This is a genomic window from Paenibacillus sp. Soil766 (genome assembly GCF_001428105.1).
Classification (GTDB): Bacteria; Bacillota; Bacilli; order Paenibacillales; family NBRC-103111; genus Paenibacillus_E.
The window spans coordinates 1-25477 of record NZ_LMSJ01000035.1 but is presented as its reverse complement, the minus strand read 5'-3'; the positions used below and the strand labels follow the sequence as shown (position 1 = coordinate 25477).

Below are 25477 nucleotides of genomic sequence, written 5' to 3'. Positions count from 1 at the left end.
GCTTGTAGGTTATTCTGAGCAAAATGGTAACACAAACTTTTTGAATGTCAAACAAAAAGTTTGTTGAACTAAAAAAAAGTATGATTTTCCAGTATCCCTCATGATACTATGGTAAAAAGATCATGGTATGAGGAATGCTAAGTGTTGTCAGAAGATGGAACGGCAGAAGAATGGAGGAACTCCCATGAAGCGGTGGTTTGCCAAATCACTCAATCGCAAGCTCTCATTGCTCATTTTATTCGCAGTTGTATTACCTTTACTAACGATGGGAACCGTCTCTTATCGGATTGCAACCTCGGTCACGGAGGATAAAGCGAAGCAAGCAGGGATGAATACGCTGAAGCAGATGACAGATAAGCTTGATTTTGTCATTCAAGATGTTGAGAACATGTCGATCTTCCTGATCGGGCAGAAGGACGTACAATCTTACTTGGATAAAGAAGAAAGCGATATCAATCTATATTCACAGCTTATCGGGACCTTATGGAACTTATCCTATTCCAAAAAGTATATTGCCAACATCACGATCACACCTAAAAACAGCAATCCCGTATTATTTACAACGACAATAACGAATTCAGGCTTAGCGCCGCTTTTGCAGCAGTACGAAACTGTGTATAAATCAGCACCCAAATGGTGGTCACCGCTCTATGACATTCAAACCTCGGACGGTTTGCGCAAGGTGATTTCACTGGTCAGACCGATACGGGATTTCAGCCTATTTAAAACGTTGGGCATCTTATCTTTTTCCCTGGATCAATCAGAGATTGAGCATTATTTGACGGATGCAGGCTGGGAAACGAGCGGATTTGTCGTCTTGGTCGACGCGAATAATCGGATTATTGCTGGAGGCGATTCGAAGTGGCTGATGAAGGATATGTCCGAGGTATTCTCCAACCTGCAGGGACTTACAGAAACAAGCGGCGTGTCGAATGTGCTGCGAGGGATGCATCCCTATACCGTACTCTATAATGGACTTCCACGTGTAGGTTGGAAATTAGTCGGGTTCATTCCGACCGAGATTTATCAAAAGCAAAATGGATTCGTCCTGACCGTAACGGCTGTCACGATCCTCATTGCGCTCTTGCTGGCGATGGCGCTGGTCATTTATTTCTTGCGATGGGTCACGAATCCGCTCATGAAATTGACTAAATATCTTAAAGATCTGAATCCTGACGAGATGATTCCAACGTTTGAAGTGAAAAGCGTGGATGAGGTCGGCCTGCTCGTTCACAGTTACAATAAGCTGAGTGACCGAATCAGCCGTCTGAAGGATCAAGTTCAGCTGGGCGAAGCGATGAAGAAGGAAGCGGACATTATGGCGCTGCAAGCGCAGATTAATCCGCATTTTTTGTACAACACCTTGTCGTCTATCCACTGGATTGCTTTAATGAATAAGGATCGACAAATTGCCGAGATGGTCGGTGCGCTCAGTGATTTCTTGCGTTTTAGCTTAAATAAGGGGGAGGAGTTCTGCGTCGTTCAGCAGGAGGTTTCCCATGTACGCAACTATGCGTACATTCAGGCAATTCGATTTCCGGATCAGTTTGAGATTGAATTCTTTGTCGATCCTGAGATGATGCAAAGTGTCATGTTGAAGCTGCTGCTCCAACCTTTGATTGAAAATAGCTTGATTCACGGTATTCAGAAAAAGAAAAGCAAAGGGCACATTTATGTGCACGGCGAGCTGCGTGAGCATGATATGAAATTTATTGTAGAGGATACGGGGATCGGGATGGATGAAGTGAAGCTCAGAGATATTCATGGACAGTTGGCTTTGGCTAACCAGAAGCTGGGTATCCGAAGTGAAGCGGATGAAGAGAGGAAGAAGGTTGTGACCAGTTATGGACTCATTAATGTGCATCGCAGGTTGCTGCTGCATTACGGTGCAGGTTCTGGCCTTGTTCTGGAGAGTACGCTGGGTACAGGAACCCGTATTACATTCCTAATTCCACGTGAGAGGGGAGAGTCGTCGATATGAGAATTCTGATCGTGGATGATGAGGTTATTATACGAACGGGCTTATGTACCGTGATCGATTGGAAAGAGCTTGGCTTGGAGCTGCTGCCTGCCGCTTCGTCCGCAGAAGAGGCTTTGGAGCGCATTCCGCAGGAGAAGCCGCATATTGTTTTGACCGATATCCGGATGTCAGGGATGGACGGTATTGAACTTGCCCGGGAAATAAAGCTAATTCTACCAGATACGGAGATCGTTATTCTCACGGGATACGATGATTTCAACTATGCGCAGCAGGCTTTACGGGGTGGTGTGACAGATTATTTGCTCAAAACTAGCCGTCCGGAGGAGATCATCAAAGCGGCTTTGAAAGCGAAGCAGAACATCATGGATAAATGGGAGTCGGTTAAGCAGGATAATCGTAGACAGGCCGCGCTGCGTTCACAATTGCTCGACAGGGCTTTGAATCGTGGCTTACACGATGATGAGGAGGCTCGTACACAGCTTCATCTGTGGTTTTGTAATAATGGCGTCGACACCTCAGCGGAAGATGGTTCGGAGATTGCAAGACAGGTGCTTCTCGTATCCTGCTCGGGCTGGGTGACGTTCGCGGAGCTGCTGCAGGGAGCGGCTGAGAATATACTGTACGAGCTTTTGCCTTGTGTAACGCTGATGAATAAGGACCATTTCGTCATGGTCGTTCGATATGAAGCTGGGATTACGGATGCCGCGGGGCTCCATAAAGCGCTCCAACGTGTCACGGAAACATTGAAATGTGCGGTTTTTGCATCGCTAGGACCTGTTGCACACGATGATGAGGGGCTACGTATGTCCTATCGTGCTGCGAAGGAAGTGTTCGCCTACCAGGGGTTGCTCGGTTCAACGGGGCTATACACACTCCAGGATATCCAAGATCGAAGCGGGAGCCGCACGGTTTGCACGGAGAAAGAGGAGACAGAGCTTGCTGCGATCCTTATGAATGATAACGCGACAGATCTCAGACATTGGGTCAATCTAAAGGTTCGTACACAGCTTGAGGACACCGCGGCTACACCGCTTTCCGTCCAAGGATATTTACAATCGATGGTGGTGGCCGGACATCGTTGGTTAGAGAGAGCTAGTACTGCGCAGCAGGACTTGTCGGTACTAAGCGCATTGTCCAAGCTGGAAGGGGAGGGCCGGCCTGAAGAAGAGGTGTTCAAGGTGCTTTCAGCGATTATGAGCATTTTCCACCAGGGACTCGATCAGAATAAGTATGCGTACATCCATAAGGCGATTGCCTACATTCGGGATAACTTGCATCAACCTATTTCGCTCCAGCAAGTTGCAGGTTTCGTCCATATCAATCCCAATCATTTCAGTGAGGTGTTTAAGCGGGAGACTGGTTGTACATATCTGGAGTTCGTTACTCGGGAACGTATGAAGCTGGCAACAGATCTTGTGCAGAGTACGCAATTGAAAGTCAGCGATATAGCTAGACGCGTGGGTTATGAGGATATCAAATACTTTACTGGGCAGTTCAAAAAGCACACAGGAAGAACGCCGTCCGAGTTTCGACAAGGAAGTAAAGACTGACAAATGTCCCCCTTCGTGCCGAAGTCTCTCCCGTACCTCTGCAAAGGAATGTCCCCTATACTAAAGGAGTAACGAAGAACGCTTGCAAGTCGAGGAGCTAGTTGCTACGAAACTTTTAGGAGGTCCGAACGAATGAAAAAGTCATTTATCGTTACACTGGCGGCTGCGATGTCACTTTCGTTGATGGCAGGTTGTGGGTCGAGTGGAACTACAGATGGAGCGAAAGATAGCACCGCACCAGCTAAAACAGAGACAGCGAAGCCTGGTGAGAAAGTGAAACTTTCCATTTGGCATAACTACACAGGCGAAGATCTGCGTGCCAAAACCATGCGCGAATATATGGAAAAATTCAAGAAGGATCATCCGAATGTGGAGTTGGATATTCAAGGGATACCACCCGATGGGTACCGCCCTCGCCTTAAAACCGTAGCAGCAGCGAATGAAATGCCGGATCTGTTCGTTATGTGGCCAGGTGTCATGACGAAAGAGTTCGTCGGCGGTGACTTGATTCAACCGATTAATGAACTTCTAGACAGCAAAACAGAGTGGAAAAACAACTTTATGCCAGGGTCGTTTGATGATTTCTCTATCGCTGGCAAAACGTATGCAGCTCCAATGGCCTTATCGCCAACATCCATCCTTTATTACAACAAAGAAATCTTCAACAAATATAATGTACAGCCGCCAAAAACATGGGACGATATGATGAAGTTGGTGGACACGTTCAAAAAGAATAACGTAACGCCAATTGCGCTCGGTAACAAAGCGGCGTGGGTGGCACAATCCAGTATCTTAAGTTCATTGGCTGATCGTGTGACAGGAACGGAGTGGTTCTTGAAAGCAGTTGATCAAAATGGTGCGAAATTCACGGATCCAGAATTCGTTCAATCCTTGACGTACCTGCAACAGCTAGGTAAAGCCGGTGCTTTCCAAGAAGGCTTTAACAGCATTGATAACACGCAGATGGAGCAAATGTTTGCACAAGGTAAAGCAGCGATGATGATCGACGGGGGCTGGGCATTGCCTAACCTCGCAGCGAACGCTTCTAAAGAAGCTTTAGCGAACATGGCTGTTACGGTATTGCCTTCTGTACCGAATGGTAAGGGCGATCCGAATACCTTATCGGGTGTTGTTGGAACAGGGTTAGGCATGAGTAAAAAAGTAACTGGCGCACAAAAAGCAGCTGCTTATGAATTGATCTATGCCTTGTCAGGTCCAGACGCACAGAAAGCGATTCTGGAAAGCAATCAGCTTGTGAGCTATAAAGTTGCTTTGGATACAACGAAAGTATCCTCCTTGTTCGCAGAAGTTTACAAAATGATGGGCACCGTGAAAATGACGCCGGTATATGACGGCAGACTGAGCTCATCAAGCGCAGATGTCGTAAACAATGGACTTCAAGAGCTTCTGATGGGCGGTAAGCCAGAGGATATTGCTAAGAAAGTGCAAGAGGCGCAAGCGAAAGCGCTTGGCAAATAAGGTTATGCACAAAGGACTCCAGCCTCAGCTCGGCTGGAGCCTTTTTTCCAAAAAAAGCTTACAAGGAGGGGCATCATGAACGTGTCCGCAAGAATGAGAGGATTCATTACATTAGGTCTCCTTCCAGCCTTAATCATCTATTTGTTTTTTGTTGTTGTTCCACTGTTTTGGTCGGCGTACTACGGCTTTTTTGACTGGAAAGGCATTGGCGCAGCGAAGTTTATTGGGATGGATAACTATATCGAGGTATTTACAGATCCGATCTTTTGGAAAGCTTTTAAAAATAACATGCTTATCGTTGCCGCTTCCGTCTTCGGGCAGGTTCCGATCGCGATGATCCTAGCGCTTCTCTTGATGCGCAGCACACCTTTTCAACGTATCATTCGAGCTTCCGTCTTTATGCCCATGGTATTGTCATCTGTCGTTGTCGGGATTATCTGGGGATACATTTACCACCCGCAAATCGGTATTCTGAACTTCTTGCTAGATGGCGTTGGTCTTGACAGCTGGAAGAAAGCTTGGCTCTCCGATCCGAAAGTATCGATGTTCGCGCTGATGGTGCCGATCATCTGGAATTATATTGGTCCTTATATGATTATGTTTATTGCTGCCTTACAAAATATTTCTCCTGAAATTGAAGATGCTGCCCAACTGGATGGTGTCGGACCCGTGCGTAAACTATTTGCCGTCACATTGCCAATGATTTGGGATACGGTGAAGGTAGCGATCGTCCTCTGTATCTCGGGCTCATTGAAAGCATTCGATCTAATCTACGTCATGACAGGCGGCGGCCCTGCACATTCCACCGAATTGCTGGCTTCCTATATGTATAACAGTACCTTCAATGTGTATCGTTTCGGATTCGGTAGTGCGCTATCTACGGCGATTATTATTCTTAGCTTGCTGCTGATCGTGGGCAGTCAATATTTAATGAAACGAGACTATCGTTAGGCAGCACAAACAATTATCGTCATTCATCATTCATCTCATGTAGGAGGGACATCTATGAAGCAGGTTGTAGCGATGCCAACGGTTTTTCCCGTTGGAACCAAGCAGCGTAAAATATGGACGCGCGGTGCAATCAATGCCGTTCTTTCCTTATATGCACTCGTCACGTTGTATCCATTAATATGGTTATTTATTAGTGCCGTTAAATCCAATGAAGAATTTTTTTCCAGGCCTTTTCTATTGCCGAGCGTCTGGAAGTGGGATAACCTTACGCGCGCCTGGAAAGTTTCAGGTATGGGGCTCTCCTTGTGGAATTCCACAGTTGTCACGGTGGCTTCCTTAGTACTGACGCTGATTCTAGGCGCATTGGCGGCCTTTGTAATCGCGCGGTTTGAGTTTAAATTGAAGGCATTTTTTACTGGATTGTTCCTGCTAGGCATGCTCATTCCGATTCATAGCACACTCGTACCTCTATTTATTATCATGAAAAAAATAGGGCTGTTGAATACGTACGGCGCACTCATTTTGCCTTATGTCGCATTTGAGCTGCCATTAGCAATATTCATTGTAGCTGCGTACTTAGTCAGTATTCCAAAAGAAATCGAAGAAGCCGCGCTGATTGACGGTACGGGCTACTGGGGCATTTTCTTCCGCATGATGCTTCCGCTAAGCGTACCAGCGCTATCCACGGTAGCCATTCTCGGATTTCTCCGGTTCTGGAATGACTTCGCTTTCGCGCTTGTCTTCATTAGTAAGCCTGCACTCAAAACCGTACCGCTCAGCTTATCTGCCTTCGCCACAGGCTACATGACCGATTACGAACTGACGATGGCTGCACTAGCGATTGCGGTGCTTCCGACGATTGTTGTGTTCCTGCTGTTCCAAGAACAGATCATGAAGGGCATGACGGCGGGTGCTGTGAAGGGGTAGATGCTACCCATAGGGGGAATTCGTCAAAGGCGGAAGCACTAGCCTCCTGGTAAGTTTGGCAGTGTTCGGAGTCCCGTGGCCGGAGTCAGAGCAGCCCGAAAACCCGTCAACCCGTCAACTCAGCAACCCGTCAACTCAGCAACCCAGCAACCCAGCAACCCAGCAACCCAGCAACCCAGAACAACACTCCCTCGGCGTCAGCTCGACCAAACCTAAAAAACCAATTTAATGATGTGAAATAGACTTACAGGTGCAAGTTTTGCATCTGTAAGTCTATTTTTTGAAGAAGTGTGCAAATAAGTGGGAGGACATCAGTGGAGAAGAGTAGAGTAGAATAGAGTAGAGTAGATCCCCCATCAGCGGAATAGATGGAAAATATCCAGCTAATTCTACCTAATTCCATCGAAAAAGGAAGATAACTGGATTTTCTCCATCTATTTTTAACTATTTTCAAAGAAACTCTAATATTCCTCAAAATTAGATGTACATTTTCCATCTATTTCATCCCGATAGCCGAAATATATGAAATTAGATGTAGTTTTTCCAGTTAATCCATCAAGAGCGAGTTGCAGCAACACTCGCAGCTGCTTCCTGCTGATTAACGCTACGATTTCCCCTTGCGGGTCATCTCCGCAAGCGAAACCCACTGCTCATCGGTCACCTCGAGCAGGTCGTTGAACTGCCCGGCGCCTTGCAGCCACTCGCCGCCGTCAATCGTGATCACTTCGCCGTTAATATAGGCGGCGAAGTCCGAAATCAGATAAGCGGCGAGGTTCGCCAGCTCATCTTTCTCCCCGACGCGCCCCAGCGGGACGCGGTGCAAGAGCTTCTGCGACAGCTCGGGCGTGGGAGCCAGTCGGCTCCACGCGCCGTCGGTCGGGAACAGACCCGGCGCGATCGCGACTTGCCGGATCCCGTACCGCGCCCACTCGACGGCGAGCGAGCGGGTAAGGGCAAGCACGCCGGCCTTCGCGGCGGCGGAAGGCACAACAAAGGCGGATCCGGTGGAGGCGTAGGAGGTGACGATGTTCAGCATCGTACCGCCTACGCCTTGCTCGATCCACCTTTTGCCCAACTCCAACGTGGTGTAGAACGTCCCGTGGAGCACAATATTCAGCACCGCATCGACGGCTCGCGGTGATAGGTGCTCGGTCGGGCTGGCAAAGTTGCCCGCCGCATTATTGATCAGCACGTCGATGCGACCGAAGTGCTGCTCCACAGCCGTGATCATGGCAGCAACCTGCTGCGGATCACGCACATCGCAGGGATGGTAGAATACATCCCCGCCATTCACTCGTATTTCTGCTGCGGCTTTCGCTAGCACCTCTTCACGCCGACTCGTGATAGCCAACTTTGCGCCGAGCGACAGGAATTTCTCGCCCATTGCGCGGCCAAGTCCCGTGCCGCCACCAGTAATCAGTACGACTTTATCCTGGAGTAATGCGCCATCGAACATAGGATACACGCTCCCTTTTTACCTCATAGGTATGGATATTAATCTCATAAAATCTTTATGCCCTTAATGATATAGATAACGCTTACATGAATACGGATAACTCATGTTCTCATACCAGTAACCATGCTGTCTAGTACCTATAGATGCATTGTCACAGTGCACAATGAGTACTCTCCATGTTGTGCAGCATCCCAAGAGTGGTTGTAATTAACCGTTGTAATGTTGTATTCTAGTGATTAAAAATTAGAGACAGAGGAGAGGCCATTATGGAGATTAAAGTAGACGATTTATCCGGTCCTGAAGTGAGAACGCTCATTATGGAGCATCTTTTACATATGCAGTCATTATCCCCGCCTGAGAGTACACATGCCCTAAATCTGGATGGATTGAAGAAACCTGGTGTGACATTTTGGAGTGGTTGGGAACAAGGGGATTTAGTTGGTTGCGGAGCGCTCAAAGAGTTGGATAGTCAACATGGCGAGTTAAAATCCATGCGAACTTCCGCAGCACATCATAGGAAGGGCGTTGCGAAGCGAATTCTTGAACACATTATTAATGAAGCGAAGCAACGCGGCTATACACGAATCAGCTTGGAAACAGGCTCGATGGAAGCATTCGAACCCGCTCGAAAATTATATGAGAAATTTGGATTTACCTATTGTGAGCCGTTCGCGGATTACACGGATGACCCGCTAAGTTCATTTATGACGTTGGATTTATAAGATCAGTATTGTGGAGACCTTCAGGAAGGTTGTTGGAGGCCTCTTTTTCATTGTAAAGGAAACGATATACTGCTCGATATTGTGGTGTTCGGACTCTCCGCATTCCGAATAAAGCGATGGGGGAGCGCTATTTGCAAGAATGAATCATGTAGTGGGCAAATAAGGTGATACTATCAGCTTACGTCTTTGCTTCAGATGATGCCCTCTGCATATCTGAAAGATTATGTTCGTATATGGAGGCTCGATCTGATTTGTAACCTAAGGGTACCCATGAAATCCATCCCCTTTACCCGCAAAATGCAAAAAAGAGGTCCCCAGGGACCTCTTTATCTCATTCCTTTTTCCCATCCATTACTCCGCCAAAACAAACTTCTCCAACACATGCCTTACGCCATCCTCGTTATTGCTCTTCGTCACGAAGTTCGCTAACGCTTTGAGCTCAGGCAGAGCATTCTCCATGGCAACACCGAGGCCTGCGACTTCAAGCATTTCCCGATCATTCCATGCATCGCCTAGTGCAATTACTTCATCTAATGAGCATCCGATGTGCTCAGCAAGGAACGTGATCGCATGTCCCTTCGTACCTTCCTTATGCATAAACTCCAAATAGTGCGGCTTGGATTTCGTGATATGAAGCTTATCGCCTAGTAAAGGGAGCAGTTCCTCGCGAATTTGGTCACAAACCTCTGGTGTATCCACGATCAACAGCTTGGGCTGCGGAATATGGATCCATTGACGCAAATCACCAATGATATAAGGTGTCTTGGACAAGCTCACGTATTTTTTGATCTTATCGTTATCCTCAGCTGCATAAAGCTCATCCCCATGGTAAAGCTGAAGATGATAGTTGTTCTTTTCGCAGTAATCAAGCAGGAAGCGGGCACTTTCGACAGGGACAGTACGCTCGTAGAGGACTTTTTCGTCTAGCAAGTTTTTGATCAAAGCCCCTTGATACGTAATGATGGGAACGTTGAGTCCGATACGATTGGCAATTTTGGCAGCAGAAGGGAAGCTTCTTCCTGTGGCGATGGTGACCGTTACCCCTTTGGCAACAGCTTGATGCATAGCCTCAACCGTCTCTTGTGAAATCGTCAAATCATCACGCAACAGTGTATCATCCAAGTCAGCAGCAACTAATTTATACGTCATGTTTTCTCACCGATCCTATTCATCATCTCTATTAAAATTCTGCTAATAGCATACCCGAATTGCTAGCGAATTGCTACAATAAGTGCATATGAGTTAGCTAAAAGGAGGTACTTTCACGATGACATCCCCATACACGAATGACTTGGAGAAATGGCTTAGATCGCATGCGAACAAGGAAAATGCAATAAGCATGGAAGCTTATATGAAGAATCATTTTCCATTCCTCGGAGTTCGTAATCCAGAGCGCGTTGCGCTGACCAAACAATTCACGAAGGAGCATGGCTTCCCGAAAGGGGAGGAGGCAGTTCGCGTCGCCCAAGAGCTCTGGGCATTACCAGAGCGGGAGTTCCATTACACGGCCATTATGATGCTTCTGCAAGTTAGAAAAACAGTGAATGCTGAGCACATCGACGTGCTGGAGTCTTACATCGTAACCCAATCCTGGTGGGACACGGTTGATACGATTGCGGACCACTTGATCGGTTTCCATCTCCAGCGATTTCCCGAGCTAATTCCCGTTTATGTGGAGAAATGGTTAGTTTCTAATAACATGTGGCTGCAACGAACCGCTATTCTTTTTCAATTAAAGTACAAAAAGAACACTGACGTACCGCTGTTGTTTCACTGCATGACGACGATGGCTGATTCGAAGGAGTTCTTCATTCGCAAAGCGATTGGATGGGCATTGCGCGAGTATTCCAAGACGGATGCTGAAGCGGTACAATCTTATGTTGCTAGCCATGATTTATCCCCCCTAAGTGTAAGAGAGGCACTGAAGGTCATTCACAAAAAACAAACTATAACTGGGATCTAGTCGAAACTGTTGACATTGATAATCATTTTCATTATTATAAATGAGAATCAATATCATACATAAATAGATACTCAGGAGGGTCCACCGTGGCACGTTTCAATACAACTAAAACTACTAAAGTTACATTCACTGTCCTTTCCGTGTGTATGGCAGCGTTCCTCGCAACAGCTTGCGGAAGTAACCAAGATGGGGCAAGCACAACTACACCAGCAACTTCAACTGCTCCGGCAGCTACTGCAGCAGCGACAGCAACACCTGCGCCTGCTGTTGATAAAGTTATTAAAGATGGCATGGGTCATGACGTGAAAGTACCCGCTAGTCCGAAAGCAGTCATCGCTTCCTATTTGGAGGATCCGCTTCTCACACTAGGCATTAAACCGATTGTTCAATGGTCTGTTAAAGAAACAAGCGTGCAAGATTATTTGCAAACACAGCTAGCTGGTGTTCCTACCATTGCGTCCACGCTTCCTGTGGAATCCATATTGAAAGCTACCCCGGATTTCATGATCGTTGGCAATGAGTCAGCGGTTGAGAAAGGTCTATATGAGCAGTACTCCAAAGTTGTACCGACATTTGTGCTTGGCAGCGAAGTAATAGGGGACTACCGTAAGACGCTTTTGAAAATGGGCGAAATTCTTAATAAGACAGATGCGGCGAACGCAGCTCTAAAAAAATATGATCAAAAAGTAACAGATACAAAAGCAAAGCTTGCTCCAATTATTGGAGATAAAAAGGTTGCCATTCTGTGGGTAACGAATAAAAACTTTTATGTCGTTAACGGTAAAGTAGCAAGCGGCGCGGTTGCTTACGGAGATCTTGGTTTGAAATTGCCTAATATTTTGGCTGTATTACCGGAAGCCAAAGCCAATTGGGTGCCAATTTCTCTAGAAAAGCTTGCTCAATTAGACGCAGATTACATTTTCTTGGTTAACAGCGATAAAGGTCAAGCAGGCAACCTGGAAGATCCTCTGTGGAAGAACGTTCCCGCTGTGAAATCAGGTAAAGTATTTGAAATAGAGAAGTCAAGCAGCTGGTTGTACAACGGTGTCATCGCTGGCGAGCGCGTGATGGACGATATCGTTAAATTTATTAAATAATTGGGGGTTAGGGTATGACGGGGTCAAAAAGCCAAGTCCCCGCAATCCATCCTCCATTGAAATCCCGTCCTCTCACTGCATCAGCCATTATTTTTGGTGGGCTGGCTTTGTTGCTGATCAGCCTGATTGCCTCTATTTCGGTTGGGGCAGCTGATATCTCCTTCGGCGAGGTATGGCAAGCCATCTTTCAATTTAATGGGGATTCGACTCAGCATTTGATCATCCAACAATTAAGACTTCCACGAGCAATAGCTGGAGCTTTAGTGGGGGCTGCTTTTGCTGTGGCAGGGGCGATTATGCAAGGTGTTACACGCAATCCGTTATCGGACCCAGGTATTCTCGGTATCAACGCAGGTGCAGGCTTTATGCTTGCCCTGTGTTTTGCCTTTTTACCGCAACTGCCGTTTCATTATGTCATTCTATTCTCATTCCTCGGTGCTGCAATAGGAACGGGGCTTGTCTATGGCATTAGTGCGTTGGCTAAGGGTGGCGTAACACCTGTTCGAATCGTTCTGGCGGGGTCTGCTGTCAGTGCCTTACTTCTGGCGCTCAGTGAAGGGATTGCGATTTCCTACCATATTGGTCAGGATCTCGCTTTTTGGTTTGCGGGAGGAGTTGCGGGTACGAAGTGGTTGCAAGTTGATATTATGGCGCCTTGGATTATCGTTGCTTTACTCGGGGCAATGTTCATCTCACCTTGGATTACGCTGTTAAGCATGGGAGAAGATGTTGCAACAGGTCTCGGCTTACGGACGGGGCTCGTGAAGCTAGCGGCCTTTGTACTGGTTCTAGTCCTCGCAGGTGCAGCAGTGGCAACAGTAGGAGCTATTGGATTCATTGGTCTTATTATTCCGCACGTTGTTCGTTATCTCGTGGGTGTTGATTATCGTTGGATCATTCCGACATCTGCCGTATTAGGCGGGTTGTTGGTTGTATTGGCGGATATCGGAGCTCGCATGGTCAATCCACCATTTGAGACACCGATAGGTTCCATTATTGCTCTAATTGGCGTGCCCTTCTTCCTCTATCTAGCGCGTAAAAAGGGGAGGGATTAGGAAGTGGCATCCATGCAACCCGGAAGTATCAAGAAACCGAGATTGGCTAAAGCGATCGCGGTGATGTCGATTTTAATGGTCCTTATTATTATCGTTTTTATTATAAGTATGAACACTGGCGTAATTCGTTTGAGTCCGCTTGAAGTGCTACGAACATTTTTTGGAGGCGGGACTGCCAAACAAAGCATCATTCTATGGGATTTTCGACTTCCACGTATCGTGATTTCGATCCTGGTTGGAGCGGGGTTAGCGGTTTCTGGGGCCATCTTACAGGGGATTTCACGAAATATGCTAGCTGACCCAGGTATTCTGGGCATTAATGCAGGGGCAGGTCTTGCGATCATACTGGTCGTATCCTTTTATCCCAATAATGTCGGGGCACCGTTGTTCTTCATGCCGATGATCGCTATGGTAGGGGCTGGCTTGGCCGCTTTACTGATCTATACGCTTTCTTATGTCAAAGGAAAAGGGATTTCGTCATCCCGCCTGCTCCTTGTGGGTATCGCGGTTTCCGCAGGTATTGCTTCACTGATGATGGTTCTTAGCATTCGCTTGGATCCGACCGATTTTCAGTTCGTTCAGATCTGGTTAGCGGGAAGTATTTGGGGAACCAACTGGAAGTTTGTTCTCGCTTTATTACCGTGGATCGTCGTTCTCATTCCTTACGTCATGTTCAAAGCGAATGTACTGAATGTGCTGAATCTGGGGGAGATGACGTCCATTGGACTCGGGATAAGAATGGAACGGGAACGACTTGGATTGCTAGCCGCTGCTGTCGCGCTTGCAGGCGCATGTGTCGCAGTCGGTGGTGGAATTGGCTTCGTAGGATTGATAGGTCCACATTTGGCACGTAGGTTAGTTGGACCCAAGCATCAATACTTACTTCCAGCTTCGGCACTCACGGGAGGGCTGCTGCTGATCATCGCGGATACGATTTCTCGGGGAATGTTTCAGCCCACAGAGGTTCCGACGGGTATTGTGGCCGCTGTTATCGGAGCGCCATACTTTCTGTACTTATTAGTTCGAACGAGGGCCTCGTAAGAGGACAAATATAGAGATCCACAGTAGGCTTAGCGGCCTGTTGTGGATTTTTCTCATTTTACATGTAAAATAGGAAATGTTAGATAATATAACGCATATGCTAATAAATGAATGTAATTGTTATGTATATTGACATAATCATTACATTCGATTAAAGTAATTGAAATTCTTCTCTAGCGCGCTGGCGCCTACGAGAGGCAAAAGGAGAGATGGGAGATGGCTCACATGCGAACAAATGATTTGTTAGCACGATTACCGAAGGTGGATCTTCATTTGCATTTGGATGGAAGTGTGAAGCCCGAGACGATTTTGGAGCTCGCTCTCGAACAAGGCATTTCACTCCCTGTCTATGACAAGGATGGGCTGATCCCGCATATGCGAGTGACGGACAATTGCGGCAGTCTGATTGAATACTTAGGGAAATTCGATTTTACGACACGCTTCCTACAAACAGGTGCAGCCTTAGAACGTGTGGCTTATGAAGTCGTTGAGCAATCTGTGGAGCATAACTGTCGTTATGTGGAGGTCCGCTTTGCACCTCAACTGCATCGCAACATGGGGTTAACCTTGGAAGAGACGTTCCACTATGTCACGCAAGGATTAAAGCGTGCGAGGCGCGATTATGGAACGAGATTTGGTGTTATTGCCATTTGTATGCGGAATCACCCTTGTGCAGATAATTTGGAAGTCATTGAAGCAGCTGCCAAGTTCCTAGGGAAGGGTGTAGTTGCAGTTGATTTGGCTGGTGATGAAGCGAATTATCCGCCTGAGTTTTTCCGAGAAGTGTTTGCTAGATCACATAAGCTAGGCATACCGGTTACCATTCATGCCGGTGAGGCAGCTGGTGCGGTTAACGTCTACGAGGCGGTCACACATCTAGGTGCTACTCGAATCGGGCATGGGGTAAGGCTTCGGGAGGATGCCGCTATTCTGGAACTGATCAAAGATCGTCGTATTCCACTAGAAATGTGTCCAATCTCCAATATCCAAACGAAGGCTGTGGCTTCGTGGGAGACGTATCCGATTCGCGAATACTTGGATCAAGGTTTGATCGTCACGATCAACACCGATAATCCTAGTGTGTCGGGAACCGATATTACGAAGGAGTATCGCACAATTGCTGATCGATTCGCTTTTACAACACCAGAGCTAGTGAAGTTGATCATGAATGGCGTGGAGGCTGCTTTTATGGAAGAACACGATAAAGGGATATTCAGAGGAGAGATGGAAGCTGAACTTAACAGCTTAGGCGTGTATAATTAAATGAAGGTGGAGGAGGATCTGTTGCGAGTGTGCAGCAGATTTTTTTTGTTCACACGCCAGAATTTACACGTTTTTGGGTCAGTGAAGCATCCTGGTCAATCGAATAACTGGATTTTCTGCAGCTAATTCAAGCGAAATCTCAGCATTTTGCATAATAACTGGATTCCCTCCCGTTATTTTCAGGCTAATTTCGTCAAACGGGACATTTCGAGCAATATTAGATGTAGAAAATCCAGTTAAACTCCCCAAAGGCTAAATTTACCCAGAAATAGATGTAGGAAATCCAGTTAATCCCCCAAAAGCACCCCAGCCTGGGAACACAAAAGAAATCCAGCTTAGGAAGTTACTAATGTCCCTTCCCCCAACGAATAGCTGGAAGAAGGTGTAACAGCAACATGATTATTATGTTAAAATAAGGGATATTTTCAAATCCTTGCGGTCGGGGGTAAGCTTATCATGGAGTACTATAAGCAACTAAGACAGTTCGTTGGACATCGTCCCATCATTTTGCCTGGAGCTGTTGTGATTTTGGTTAACGAGAAGGGACAGGTTCTCCTCCAACAAAGGCCGAATGAGACCTGGGGCCTGCCAGGAGGACTTATGGACTTAGGTGAGTCCTTAGAGGATACAGCTCGACGCGAATTTCTGGAGGAAACGGGTCTGACAGTAGGTGCCTTGGTATTAGTGGGTGTGTTTTCTGGGCCTCAGTATCATTATACGCTTTCCAACGGAGATGAATTTTACGCAGTAACTACTGCATATTTGGCAAGTGAAGCTACAGGGGAGCTAGTCATGGAAACGGCTGAAACCCGAGATTTGCAATATGTTGATTTGCACGATCTACCAGAGACGATGGGTCAAGTATATAGGGATAGTATACAGGCTTATTTACAACGCATTTCAAAATGCTAGAAGGTGAACATCGTGATAGTTTCGTCCTAAATAAGATATTTTGCATTACTATATGGCTGATGGTAGAGTCGATCAATTCGAGATTTTCGTTAGCGGGAAGGTAGATGTACCGAGAATTACAGGCCATAAGCGAAAATTGGGGAGCTCGTTAGAGGAAGTTTTGGTAGAATGGAAGTCCATAGGGAGTATCGCCGTTCACAGAATATAAATAAAAAAGGGGTCTCATTCACATTATGAAAAAAATCGTCATTTCTGCTTTGTTCCTCTCGACGCTTGGGCTTGGTGTTGGTGTAGGAGGTTATGCCGCTGCGAATATCGAGCAAATTCAGGCGTTCCTTAATCATGAGATTAAGTTTACTTTAAATGGAAAATCATGGTCGCCGACAGATCCTGATGGCAAGGCATTAAGCCCGATTATTTACGATGGGTCTTCTTATGTTCCTTTGCGAGCGGTAGGTGAAGCGTCTGGACTTATGGTGGATTGGGATCAAACAAGTAAAACGATCGTTTTACAAAGCAAAACTACTGAAGTAAGCACGCCGGATGGTGTTCCATATAAAGATGCCAAGGATTATAGCAGTGTACCAACACAGGCACCCGCCTCTACGCCGAAACCAACCCCCCACCCAGTTAATGCTGTGCCTACACAAGCGAATGATTTAGAAACAAACTATTCTACCTATAATGTTCATACGAATACCACAACGGCTGAATATAAGGCGGAAATGGAAGAGGCTGCGCGAGAGGGGGCTGTTTATTTAACCGAATTACCGTATTCGAAAATCGTGGGTTCTAACGTGTTGAAACGTGTTCGCATTGATGCAAGTTCCGTGGATTCCGAAGTGTACCCGTTGCAAAGAGAGGGCAAGCTATACGCACATGGTATTGGTGCCAAATTAGATGGTCAACACTCACAGCAATCCATTACTTATGATTTAGGTGGAAGCTACAAAACGTTTGCATTCAACTATACATTTGATGATAAAAACAGTAATTTGTATCGCCCTGCTAAATTGACGGTTTACGGTGATGGGAAGCTGTTGGCGACTAAAACGGATTTTGTTGTAAATAATGGTAAACTCCCCTATGAAATCATGGATATCAGTGGTGTGAAACAGCTTCAAATCAATTTCGAGCTCGTTCTATATGAAGGCAAAGAGAATGGATACACATCCGTACTTGCCATCTATAAGCCTAAGCTTTTCAAAAATTAAAGCGAGGCTTTCACTTACACCTACTCTCACAGAGTAGCTATATATCTAAATAAGAGGGAGGCATACCATATGGATGATACATACATCATTACGGGCGGTTCCAAAGGCCTGGGCGCTGCCATCATCCGGCAGCTGCTAGAGCAAGGAGCTGCGGTTCACTGCATTTCCCGCAGCGAGAACGAGACCTTGCGCCAAGAGGCGCTGCGCATGGAAGGTCAACTGACCTTCCATGCTTACGACTTGGCGCAAACCGAAGGCATCGATTCGCTCATGGAGCGAATCCTCGCGCAACCAGATGGCGTGGCTTCCGTCACGCTCATCAATAACGCGGGCATGATCGAGCCGATGGTCTCGATCGGCCGAGCAGCCCCAGACGACCTGCAGCGCAGCCTGCAGGTCAATCTCGTCGCACCTGCGGCGCTGACGAACAGCTTCATTCGGCTCACGCAGGCGTGGCCGATTGTGAAGCGTGTCGTCGGCATCTCCTCTGGTGCGGGGCGTAAGCCCTACCCCGGCTGGGGTGCCTACTGCACCGCCAAAGCCGGGCTGGACATGCTGACGCGCTGCGTCGGCGTCGAGCAGGTGCAACAGCCACACCCGGTGCTGATCTGCAGCGTGGCACCGGGCGTGGTGGACACGGATATGCAGCGGGAGATTCGCGCTGCTTCGGAAGAGGACTTCCCGCAGGTGGGCCGTTTCGTCCAGCTCCAAGAACAGGGGGAGCTGCGCTCCCCTGAAGATACCGCGAAGCAGCTGTTGCACCTGCTGCAAGCGAATGCATTCGAGCAAGGCGAGGTCGCCGACTTGAGAACGAAAGAGCCCGTGTCGTAATCCGACACGGGCTCTTTCTATCACAACGATCTATTGAATGCTGCCGCTAACCTTACCCCCAGATGAAAGTTCAGAGGTACAGAACTTACAGCGTGAGGCTTGCGCGGGAATTTCAGATAAGCAATGAGGACAGTCTTTGGTTGTTACCGCTTTTTCCTTCGGTGCTTCCTTCTTACGGAACTTGCCGATTTGACGAACAACCATGAAGATCACGAATGCCACGATCAAGAAATCTAAGAAAGTTGATAGGAATTGTCCGTATCGAAAGACAGCGGTGCTCTTGGCAGCATCACTAAATGTTTCGTAATGCTTCCCATCCAAGGCAACATACAAATCATTGAAATTCACTTTGCCAATGAGCAAACCAACGAGTGGCATGACCAAATCATTTACAATGGAAGTAATGACTTTACCAAAAGCCCCTCCGATAATAACCCCGACTGCAAGGTCGAGCATGTTCCCTTTGAATGCAAAATCCTTGAATTCTTTTAACATGATGTACCCCCATGAGACTATGATTGATAGCATTGTACCATAGTTGATAGAACCCAAACAAATACGCTCTCATCAGCTAAGTGGATGTTTTTATCTATAGGCAGGGGGGCTTTATCTACAACGTATCTATGCCTTTACGACGATAATTTCCTTCAAAGCCTGAACAAGAACCGCATTCTCTTCGGAAGTTCCAATCGAAATCCGCACATGATTCGGAAGATTCCAACCTCCGCCATACCGAACGATAACTCCGCGACTCATTAAATTATCATAGATGGATTTAGCTTGTGTGCCTAGATCGACGAGTACGAAATTACTCATGCTTGGCGTAAAAGGGATGGCAAGCGTACGCAATTCGGTGTATAGCTCTTCCCGCACCTTCCCATTATTCGTACGTGTTGCTTCAAGATGCTGATCATCCTCGAGTGCTGCTGCGGCGCCAACTTGTGCGAGTGTGTTTACGTTGAAAGGTTCTTTGACCTGGCGAATTCGTTGCAGAATACGGGCATCTGCGATGCCGTATCCCACACGTATGCCTGCCAATCCATAAATTTTGGAAAATGTTTGCAATACGACAACAGGGTAGCCTTCTCGCACTAGTGTAAGAGCATCGCAGTAATCATCTGCTGTAACGAAATGGCTATAAGCACCATCGAAGATCACTAGCACATGTGAGGGGAGACTCTTCACAAGTCGATGTAAGTCTGTTTTCGGTATATATGTACCCGTTGGATTGTTTGGTGAGCAAATATAGAGCATTTTCGTGCGTTCCGTGACTGCCTCGAGAATAGCTTCTACTTCATAGCGATAGTTCTCCCCAAGCGGCACGCTAATGATGCTGGCTCCAAGTAAGTTAGCTCCGAATTCATATTCGCTAAACGTTGGAGAGGGCACGATGACATCATCACCAGGCTCTAAGTAAGTTTCGGAGAGCAGCGTAATCAGTTCATCACCGCCGTTAGTAACAAGGACTTGATCAGGCGAGAATCCGCGTTTCTCCGCAATAGCTTCTCTAAGATTTACGGTCTCTGCATCCGGATAGCGATGAATGTCAGATAAATAAGCTTGAATGGCCTCGATAGCAAGAGGGGAGGGGCCTAATGGGTTTTCATTGGATGCTAATTTGGTTACCGTTGTGAGCCCGAATTCACGTTGAACCTCCCAAATCGGTTTACCGGGTGTGTATGGCTTCATTCGTGATAAAATGCTGCGTGGATTGATATTTTCAACACCTGGACCTTTCATGTACACCACTCCTTATCTGAAAATGCTTTATTTAAATAATACATTAACTTGGTAAAGTGGTAAAGTAAAAAGTTTGCATATCTGTGAAAGACAGTTTGGTATATGATACAAATGATAGCGGTTTATTTAATAGAAGGGACGGCAGTAGGATGAAGAAAATGAGATTCGGTATTCGTGCCAAAATTATGATTGGATATGCGTTCATCATTTTCTGCTTAACCCTTTCTTTTGTGCTTGTTAATTATCAGTTAGCTGCCATGCAGCGAGATCGCAATTATGTCATTGAGCATGATTTTGCCGTCAATAGGGAGTCCAATCTTCTTGAGAAATACGTCATGGATATGGAAAACGGGCAAAGAGGGTACTTACTCACGGGGGAAGTTAAATACTTAGAACCCTATACGAGCGGACAGACCAAGTGGAGAGATTCCTTTAACCAACTGAGAGTGTTAACGAGTGATACGCCAGTCCAGGAGAAGAATTTGATCGCTCTCAAGGAATCTATCGAAAATTGGCTTATCCAAACAGGTGGGACCATACCGACAATGAGAAATGGTCTTGAGAATGAGAGTTATTTCAATTTCACTTTCTTTATTACTCATCAAAGTATTCTAGATATTCGTTCGCAATTGAGTCGATTTCGCAGTCTTGAAATGGGATTCGTGAAGGAGCGAGCGGCACACCTTGATGCTCAAAATGAAATGTTGACCAACTCCTTATTTGTCATGTTGGGAGTGGTGCTTATCTTTTCGTTGCTAGCAGCGCTACTTATTTCGAGATCCATTGTTGGGACGATTAAACAGGTTACTAAGAGCATCATCAAGTTGAACTCCATGAAGCGGGATCGTTCGAAGCGTATTCATGTCACGATGAATGATGAGGTGAAGGATCTGGCCGACGCAACCAATGCGTTGCTAGAGAGCCAAGAAGAGATCGAGTGGCAGCAACGGAAGTTGACTGAGGTGGTTCATATGCTGCAAGGTATTTCCGATTTGGGAACGCTAGGGACATCCTTTATTCGCAAAGCGGCGGAATTGTTTGGGGCTTCTTTCGGCGTTTTCTACATTCGAAGTGTACACGAAGCTAATGCTGGCATGATGAGGCTGGCAGCTTATGCGGCAATGGAGGAAAGGGCTGAAGCAGGTAAATCTTTTTTCCATATTGGCGAAGGCTTGATTGGTCAATGTGCGATTGAGAAGCGAATTGTTCATCTCACACATGTCCCTGAAACATATATCCGTTTAAAATCAGGGCTGGGGTCAGCGAGTGCACAAAGTGTCCTCATCGTTCCGATCATCCATAATCAAGAAGTCATTGCCATCATGGAGTTGGCTTCCTTTGATAAATTCACATCGCTTCAGCTGAGTCTGTTGGATGACATCTTAGAGGTATTAGGGACAATCGTGCACAGCGTGCAAACACGTGTCGAGGTTGAACGTCTCCTTCGAGAGTATCAGGCCATGACCGAAGAGCTTCAAAGTCAACAGGAAGAATTGCATCGGACTAATGAACAGCTAGAGGAAAGGAATCGATATGCGGACGAAAGGTCGAGGGAACTCGAATATATGAAAGTCTCCTTTGAGGAGCATGCCATTCAGTTGGAGCTGAGCTCGCGGTATAAATCGGAATTCTTGGCGAACATGTCTCACGAGCTGCGAACGCCGCTTAACAGCATATTGATCCTTTCCCAGATGCTTCAGGAAAACAATAGCAAGACCTTAACGCATGATGAGCAAGAGTATGCTCGTGTTATTCACTCATCGGGAAATGATTTACTACTTCTTATCAATGATATTTTGGATTTGTCCAAGGTTGAAGCGGGTAAATTGGATATTCATATCGGTGAGTTGCGTGCAGACTGGCTCCCCGAGCTCTTGCTAAGTCAGTTCGAGAAGGTGGCAGAACAACGAAAGCTTACTTTTCGGATTGAGATGGATACTCAAGTGCCGAAAATTTTCTACACGGACGAACAGAGGCTCAGTCAAATTATCAAAAATTTGCTTTCTAATGCTTTCAAATTCACGCATGCAGGCTCTGTTCACGTGGAATTTCGCTTGTGCAGCGTGGAACAAATTGTGGAGCTATTGCCTTCAACCAGGCACATGCAGGTTATGGCAATTTCCGTTAAAGATACGGGTATAGGTATACCAACTGACAAGCAAGAAGCCATCTTCGAGCCGTTCCTTCAGGCCGATGGTACAACGAATCGGAAATATGGAGGGACAGGGCTAGGGTTATCGATCAGTCGGGAATTAGCCAGACTCCTTGGAGGTTGTATCCAGATGCAGAGCGAGGAAGGCAAAGGAAGTACATTTACGTTATATGTGCCTTCGTTGCCTCCGTTGCTTGAAGGCGCTACTCATAAGGAGGTAGCAGCGGCAACGTCTAACACGTTCAGTGACTATTTTGTGCGAGAAAACGGTCCAACTATTTCTGCACTCGAGGATTGTAATAGCAATCGATTTAAAGATAGAAAAGTGCTTGTTGTTGATGATGACGTGCGTAACGTATTTGCACTTTGTAACGCATTTGAGCAAGAAGGTATCATTGTGAGCATTGCGCAGAATGGGCAAGAGTGTCTAGAGCTATTGGCGAAGGATTCTAGCGTTGAGCTTATCCTCATGGATATCATGATGCCCGTTATGGATGGCTATGAAGCAATGCGTCTCATTAGAAAAAATAGTCAATATGCGGATGTTCCGATCATTGCGCTCACTGCCAAAGCCATGAAACAGGACAGAGAAATCTGCTTGCAGGCTGGTGCGTCTGACTATATTAGCAAGCCGCTGCATATGAGCCAACTCCTCTCGCTTATGCATGTTTGGCTGAGTAAATAAATCAGAAAGACCTTTAACTTACCTTCCGAGTTATGGAAGTAGTCAAAGGTCTTTTGCTTTAATGGACATTTCGTTCGGTGTGTACTTCAAAATGATAAATCGTGTTGCGTGTCAACACACGGAAATCCAGTCCGTCTTGATCGATCGCTTGCACACGCGTTGTTTTAAATGGTGTATGTTGCCGAACCCCTGATAACGTCATTGGACATCCTACCTCGGTCGGGTTCACTTCACGAAATGTTTGCCCTTGAATCTCATCGAAATCGAATCGATCTGACCGATGCTTCGGGGTAATTCCATCCACCTCATAGATTTGCAGCAGCTTTAACAACCTCATTCTGGCCCCTCCCGTCCTTGGCTTTCGATTTTCATTATACACGGACACCTCATAATTGGCGAAGTCTACAAACCTAACATAAACCTAAAGAAGTCTTCATACTTTCCTAGTTTCCAAAATATACAATTGATCTATCTGAACCGGGGGTGTTGCAATGCTGCACACGAAAGTAATTATTGAGGAAAAAGAAGTTCTTATTTTTTTCGAATCCATATACCAAGAGTATTCATTCCGAGCAGTTGAAGCGATAACGAAGCATTTAAGTAATGCTCAGATCAGGGAAGTGTTTGATAACCTGGGACTCGTTCATGCCACGAATTCAGAGGTAACGCTTTTCTCGTTAAACGGGGAGATGGAGACAATTCCAATGTATTAATTGCTGACTAGCTCTTTCCTTTATTTTTAGCTAAAATGAAGAGATTAGCACAAGGAGGCAGATACATATGACCGTTAAGAAATTAGAGCATGTAGGCGTCATGGTTGCAAATTTAGAAGCGTCTATAGCATTTTATGTTTCTGTAATTGGACTTAAGCACAAAGGAACGCTGCTCCATACGAATGGTGTTATCCGACTTGGTTTTCTTGGCTTTGAAGCCGCGAATGAAACAGAGGTTGAATTAATCGAGGGTTACAATGCGAATTTGCCGCAGGAAGGCAAAGTGCATCACTTGGCTTTTACCGTAGATGATATTGATGCTGAATTCGCAAGAATTCAAGGACTTGAGGTCAAGCAATTGGATACGGAAATTACAACACTTCCGAACGGCTCTAAGTATTTCTTCTTTAACGGGCTAGATGGCGAGCGAATTGAATTCTTTCAATCAACACGTGGATAGGTTTAACATTTGCTAGACAAGGGCATCCTTTTACTAGAGTGATAGATTCTAGCAAAGAGGTGCTTTTTTTATGTCGAAGCGTTGGACACAGATGTTGATTGGCTTAACTATACTAGGCTTATTCTTCGGGTGGATTCGCCATGTGGATGCACAGGCTGAACAAGATGCACAGCTATTACTCAGTGTTGCAAAGCCTTATATGCAATCCAATGAACGCATTACCTTCAAATATACAGGCTATTTCGGTACATGTGACGGTGCGGATGCCAAAGTGATGGATGCGGGTGAACGTTTGTCCAACCAGCTTGGCTTTAAATCTTACACCAATGGGTCTCTTTCCTTAGAAAGCGGTATCTATATGATGAAGTCTGAGGTTGCTGGAAATGCACTCGCTACATTAACTGTTGCTAGTCCAGTGGGACAATCGGCTTGTTATGCGGTATTACGATTAGATGCGCCAGAAAACGCGGACCAAGCCCAGCTTCTGAAGTGGCAGGAGCATATGACCACGCAATTAAATAAACAGGGTATTCAAGGCATGTGGAACGTGATGATACAGGCGAATGCTGTTGGTGTATCACAGAACCCCAAGGAATTCTTAGCTGAGTTAGTTCGAGCGTATAAAGGAAAAGTTGTTGAGCGTTACGAAGATGATACGACTTTCAGCACATCGTTGGCATCATCTGAATTCGAAGCTTCTATACGTAGCGGCAATCAGAAGGTAAATGTTCAAATCGCCCTTCATCTAGACACGACTTCGGGTCTTTGGCGCTTAACGATAGGAACACCGATTATCACAATGGAATACTAAACGCTGAAAAGGGTGCATAATGCATTCTTTTTTTGTGTATTGCTTTTTAGGATGTACTTGTAGGAACAATTCGAAACAATTGCAATAGTGGAACTTTTCCAAAGGGGTTGTAATTGATTTCTTGGCATGGTACATTAGTCCTCGTTGTTCTGAAGCAAACAATCACGACANAATTGCAATAGTGGAACTTTTCCAAAGGGGTTGTAATTGATTTCTTGGCATGGTACATTAGTCCTCGTTGTTCTGAAGCAAACAATCACGACAAGCGAAATTGAAGTGGACTTGCTTTCAAACAATGAGGTATGGTAAGATGACTTTCCGACAGACACCGACATTAATTGACAAGAAAAAAAGTGCTTGCAATTAAGAAACGATCTGTGGTATATTACTTCTCGCTGCTTCGGTAACACGGCAGTGGACGAAAGAAATTGATCTTTGAAAACTGAACAACGAGTGAGTAAGCACAGTCGAGTA

Annotated in this window: 23 protein-coding genes; 18 read left to right on the top strand and 5 right to left on the bottom strand. The window is 46.1% G+C overall.

From position 1 onward, the window contains the following. Nucleotides 1–184 precede the first annotated feature (184 nt). The 5 genes from ASG89_RS25745 to ASG89_RS25725 all read left to right on the top strand — a co-directional run bounded on the left by ASG89_RS25745 (nucleotide 185) and on the right by ASG89_RS25725 (nucleotide 6888). Nucleotides 185–1981 (top strand): sensor histidine kinase, encoded by a 1797-nt coding sequence (locus ASG89_RS25745; protein ID WP_057313887.1) that lies wholly within the window; start codon nucleotides 185–187, stop codon nucleotides 1979–1981. After that, nucleotides 1978–3531 carry a response regulator transcription factor gene (locus ASG89_RS25740; RefSeq protein ID WP_057313886.1) on the top strand — a complete coding sequence of 518 codons (1554 nt, stop codon included), beginning with the start codon at nucleotides 1978–1980 and terminating at the stop codon, nucleotides 3529–3531. Before ASG89_RS25745 ends, ASG89_RS25740 begins: the two co-directional genes overlap by 4 nt. A gap of 132 nt (nucleotides 3532–3663) precedes the next feature. Further along, nucleotides 3664–5010 (top strand): extracellular solute-binding protein, encoded by a 1347-nt coding sequence (locus ASG89_RS25735; RefSeq protein WP_057313885.1) that lies wholly within the window; start codon nucleotides 3664–3666, stop codon nucleotides 5008–5010. A gap of 75 nt (nucleotides 5011–5085) precedes the next feature. Next, complete coding sequence (locus ASG89_RS25730; RefSeq protein WP_057313884.1) at nucleotides 5086–5961, top strand: carbohydrate ABC transporter permease; 876 nt, start codon at nucleotides 5086–5088, stop codon at nucleotides 5959–5961. Nucleotides 5962–6033: 72 nt separating this feature from the next. Beyond that, nucleotides 6034–6888: a carbohydrate ABC transporter permease gene (locus ASG89_RS25725; RefSeq protein WP_057313914.1), complete on the top strand. Its 855-nt coding sequence runs from the start codon at nucleotides 6034–6036 to the stop codon at nucleotides 6886–6888. Nucleotides 6889–7492: 604 nt separating this feature from the next. Here ASG89_RS25725 and ASG89_RS25720 read toward each other — a convergent pair. Beyond that, on the bottom strand, nucleotides 7493–8344 hold the full coding sequence (locus tag ASG89_RS25720; protein ID WP_057313883.1) for an SDR family oxidoreductase: 852 nt from the start codon (nucleotides 8342–8344) through the stop codon (nucleotides 7493–7495). A 266-nt stretch (nucleotides 8345–8610) separates the two neighbouring features. On the opposite strand from ASG89_RS25720, the gene ASG89_RS25715 reads away from it, so the two are divergent. Next, on the top strand, nucleotides 8611–9066 hold the full coding sequence (locus tag ASG89_RS25715) for a GNAT family N-acetyltransferase (RefSeq protein ID WP_057313882.1): 456 nt from the start codon (nucleotides 8611–8613) through the stop codon (nucleotides 9064–9066). A gap of 351 nt (nucleotides 9067–9417) precedes the next feature. Here the strand turns inward: ASG89_RS25715 and ASG89_RS25710 are convergent, their stop codons facing one another. Further along, a complete protein-coding gene (locus ASG89_RS25710; RefSeq protein ID WP_057313881.1) occupies nucleotides 9418–10215 on the bottom strand; it encodes a Cof-type HAD-IIB family hydrolase in 798 nt (265 codons plus the stop codon). A 118-nt stretch (nucleotides 10216–10333) separates the two neighbouring features. Here ASG89_RS25710 and ASG89_RS25705 point away from each other — a divergent pair, with 118 nt between their 5' ends. From ASG89_RS25705 to ASG89_RS25670, 8 genes are all read left to right on the top strand, one after another. Then, the gene (locus ASG89_RS25705; protein WP_057313880.1) at nucleotides 10334–11029 is read left to right on the top strand and encodes a DNA alkylation repair protein; all 696 of its coding nucleotides are present in this window, start codon (nucleotides 10334–10336) and stop codon (nucleotides 11027–11029) included. A gap of 86 nt (nucleotides 11030–11115) precedes the next feature. Next, a complete protein-coding gene (locus tag ASG89_RS25700; protein ID WP_057313879.1) occupies nucleotides 11116–12126 on the top strand; it encodes an ABC transporter substrate-binding protein in 1011 nt (336 codons plus the stop codon). A 14-nt stretch (nucleotides 12127–12140) separates the two neighbouring features. Beyond that, the gene (locus ASG89_RS25695; protein ID WP_057313878.1) at nucleotides 12141–13181 is read left to right on the top strand and encodes a FecCD family ABC transporter permease; all 1041 of its coding nucleotides are present in this window, start codon (nucleotides 12141–12143) and stop codon (nucleotides 13179–13181) included. A 12-nt stretch (nucleotides 13182–13193) separates the two neighbouring features. Then, nucleotides 13194–14222 carry a FecCD family ABC transporter permease gene (locus ASG89_RS25690; RefSeq protein ID WP_057313913.1) on the top strand — a complete coding sequence of 343 codons (1029 nt, stop codon included), beginning with the start codon at nucleotides 13194–13196 and terminating at the stop codon, nucleotides 14220–14222. A 225-nt stretch (nucleotides 14223–14447) separates the two neighbouring features. Further along, a complete protein-coding gene (add, locus tag ASG89_RS25685; RefSeq protein WP_057313912.1) occupies nucleotides 14448–15485 on the top strand; it encodes an adenosine deaminase in 1038 nt (345 codons plus the stop codon). A gap of 456 nt (nucleotides 15486–15941) precedes the next feature. Continuing rightward, nucleotides 15942–16397 (top strand): NUDIX hydrolase, encoded by a 456-nt coding sequence (locus tag ASG89_RS25680; protein WP_057313877.1) that lies wholly within the window; start codon nucleotides 15942–15944, stop codon nucleotides 16395–16397. A gap of 233 nt (nucleotides 16398–16630) precedes the next feature. Continuing rightward, nucleotides 16631–17611 carry an NPCBM/NEW2 domain-containing protein gene (locus ASG89_RS25675; protein WP_057313876.1) on the top strand — a complete coding sequence of 327 codons (981 nt, stop codon included), beginning with the start codon at nucleotides 16631–16633 and terminating at the stop codon, nucleotides 17609–17611. A gap of 69 nt (nucleotides 17612–17680) precedes the next feature. Continuing rightward, nucleotides 17681–18442, top strand: a complete 762-nt coding sequence (locus tag ASG89_RS25670) for a (S)-benzoin forming benzil reductase (protein ID WP_057313875.1) — start codon at nucleotides 17681–17683, stop codon at nucleotides 18440–18442. A gap of 30 nt (nucleotides 18443–18472) precedes the next feature. Here the strand turns inward: ASG89_RS25670 and mscL are convergent, their stop codons facing one another. After that, nucleotides 18473–18937 (bottom strand): large conductance mechanosensitive channel protein MscL, encoded by a 465-nt coding sequence (gene mscL, locus ASG89_RS25665; RefSeq protein ID WP_057313874.1) that lies wholly within the window; start codon nucleotides 18935–18937, stop codon nucleotides 18473–18475. Nucleotides 18938–19063: 126 nt separating this feature from the next. Next, nucleotides 19064–20182, bottom strand: coding sequence for a histidinol-phosphate transaminase (gene hisC, locus ASG89_RS25660; RefSeq protein WP_057313873.1), 1119 nt, complete (start codon nucleotides 20180–20182; stop codon nucleotides 19064–19066). Nucleotides 20183–20331: 149 nt separating this feature from the next. Between hisC and ASG89_RS25655 the strand changes: the two genes are divergently transcribed. Further along, nucleotides 20332–23019 carry an ATP-binding protein gene (locus ASG89_RS25655; protein WP_057313872.1) on the top strand — a complete coding sequence of 896 codons (2688 nt, stop codon included), beginning with the start codon at nucleotides 20332–20334 and terminating at the stop codon, nucleotides 23017–23019. Between the two features lie 58 nt (nucleotides 23020–23077). Here ASG89_RS25655 and ASG89_RS25650 read toward each other — a convergent pair whose 3' ends face one another. Continuing rightward, nucleotides 23078–23356, bottom strand: coding sequence for a hypothetical protein (locus ASG89_RS25650; protein WP_057313871.1), 279 nt, complete (start codon nucleotides 23354–23356; stop codon nucleotides 23078–23080). Between the two features lie 154 nt (nucleotides 23357–23510). On the opposite strand from ASG89_RS25650, the gene ASG89_RS25645 reads away from it, so the two are divergent. The 3 genes from ASG89_RS25645 to ASG89_RS25635 all read left to right on the top strand — a co-directional run bounded on the left by ASG89_RS25645 (nucleotide 23511) and on the right by ASG89_RS25635 (nucleotide 25003). Further along, nucleotides 23511–23732: a hypothetical protein gene (locus ASG89_RS25645; protein ID WP_057313870.1), complete on the top strand. Its 222-nt coding sequence runs from the start codon at nucleotides 23511–23513 to the stop codon at nucleotides 23730–23732. Nucleotides 23733–23799: 67 nt separating this feature from the next. Next, nucleotides 23800–24192 (top strand): VOC family protein, encoded by a 393-nt coding sequence (locus ASG89_RS25640; RefSeq protein WP_057313869.1) that lies wholly within the window; start codon nucleotides 23800–23802, stop codon nucleotides 24190–24192. 70 nt (nucleotides 24193–24262) lie between these two features. Then, entirely contained in the window at nucleotides 24263–25003 is a 741-nt protein-coding gene (locus ASG89_RS25635; RefSeq protein ID WP_057313868.1) for a YwmB family TATA-box binding protein, read from the top strand. Nucleotides 25004–25477: the final 474 nt, after the last annotated feature.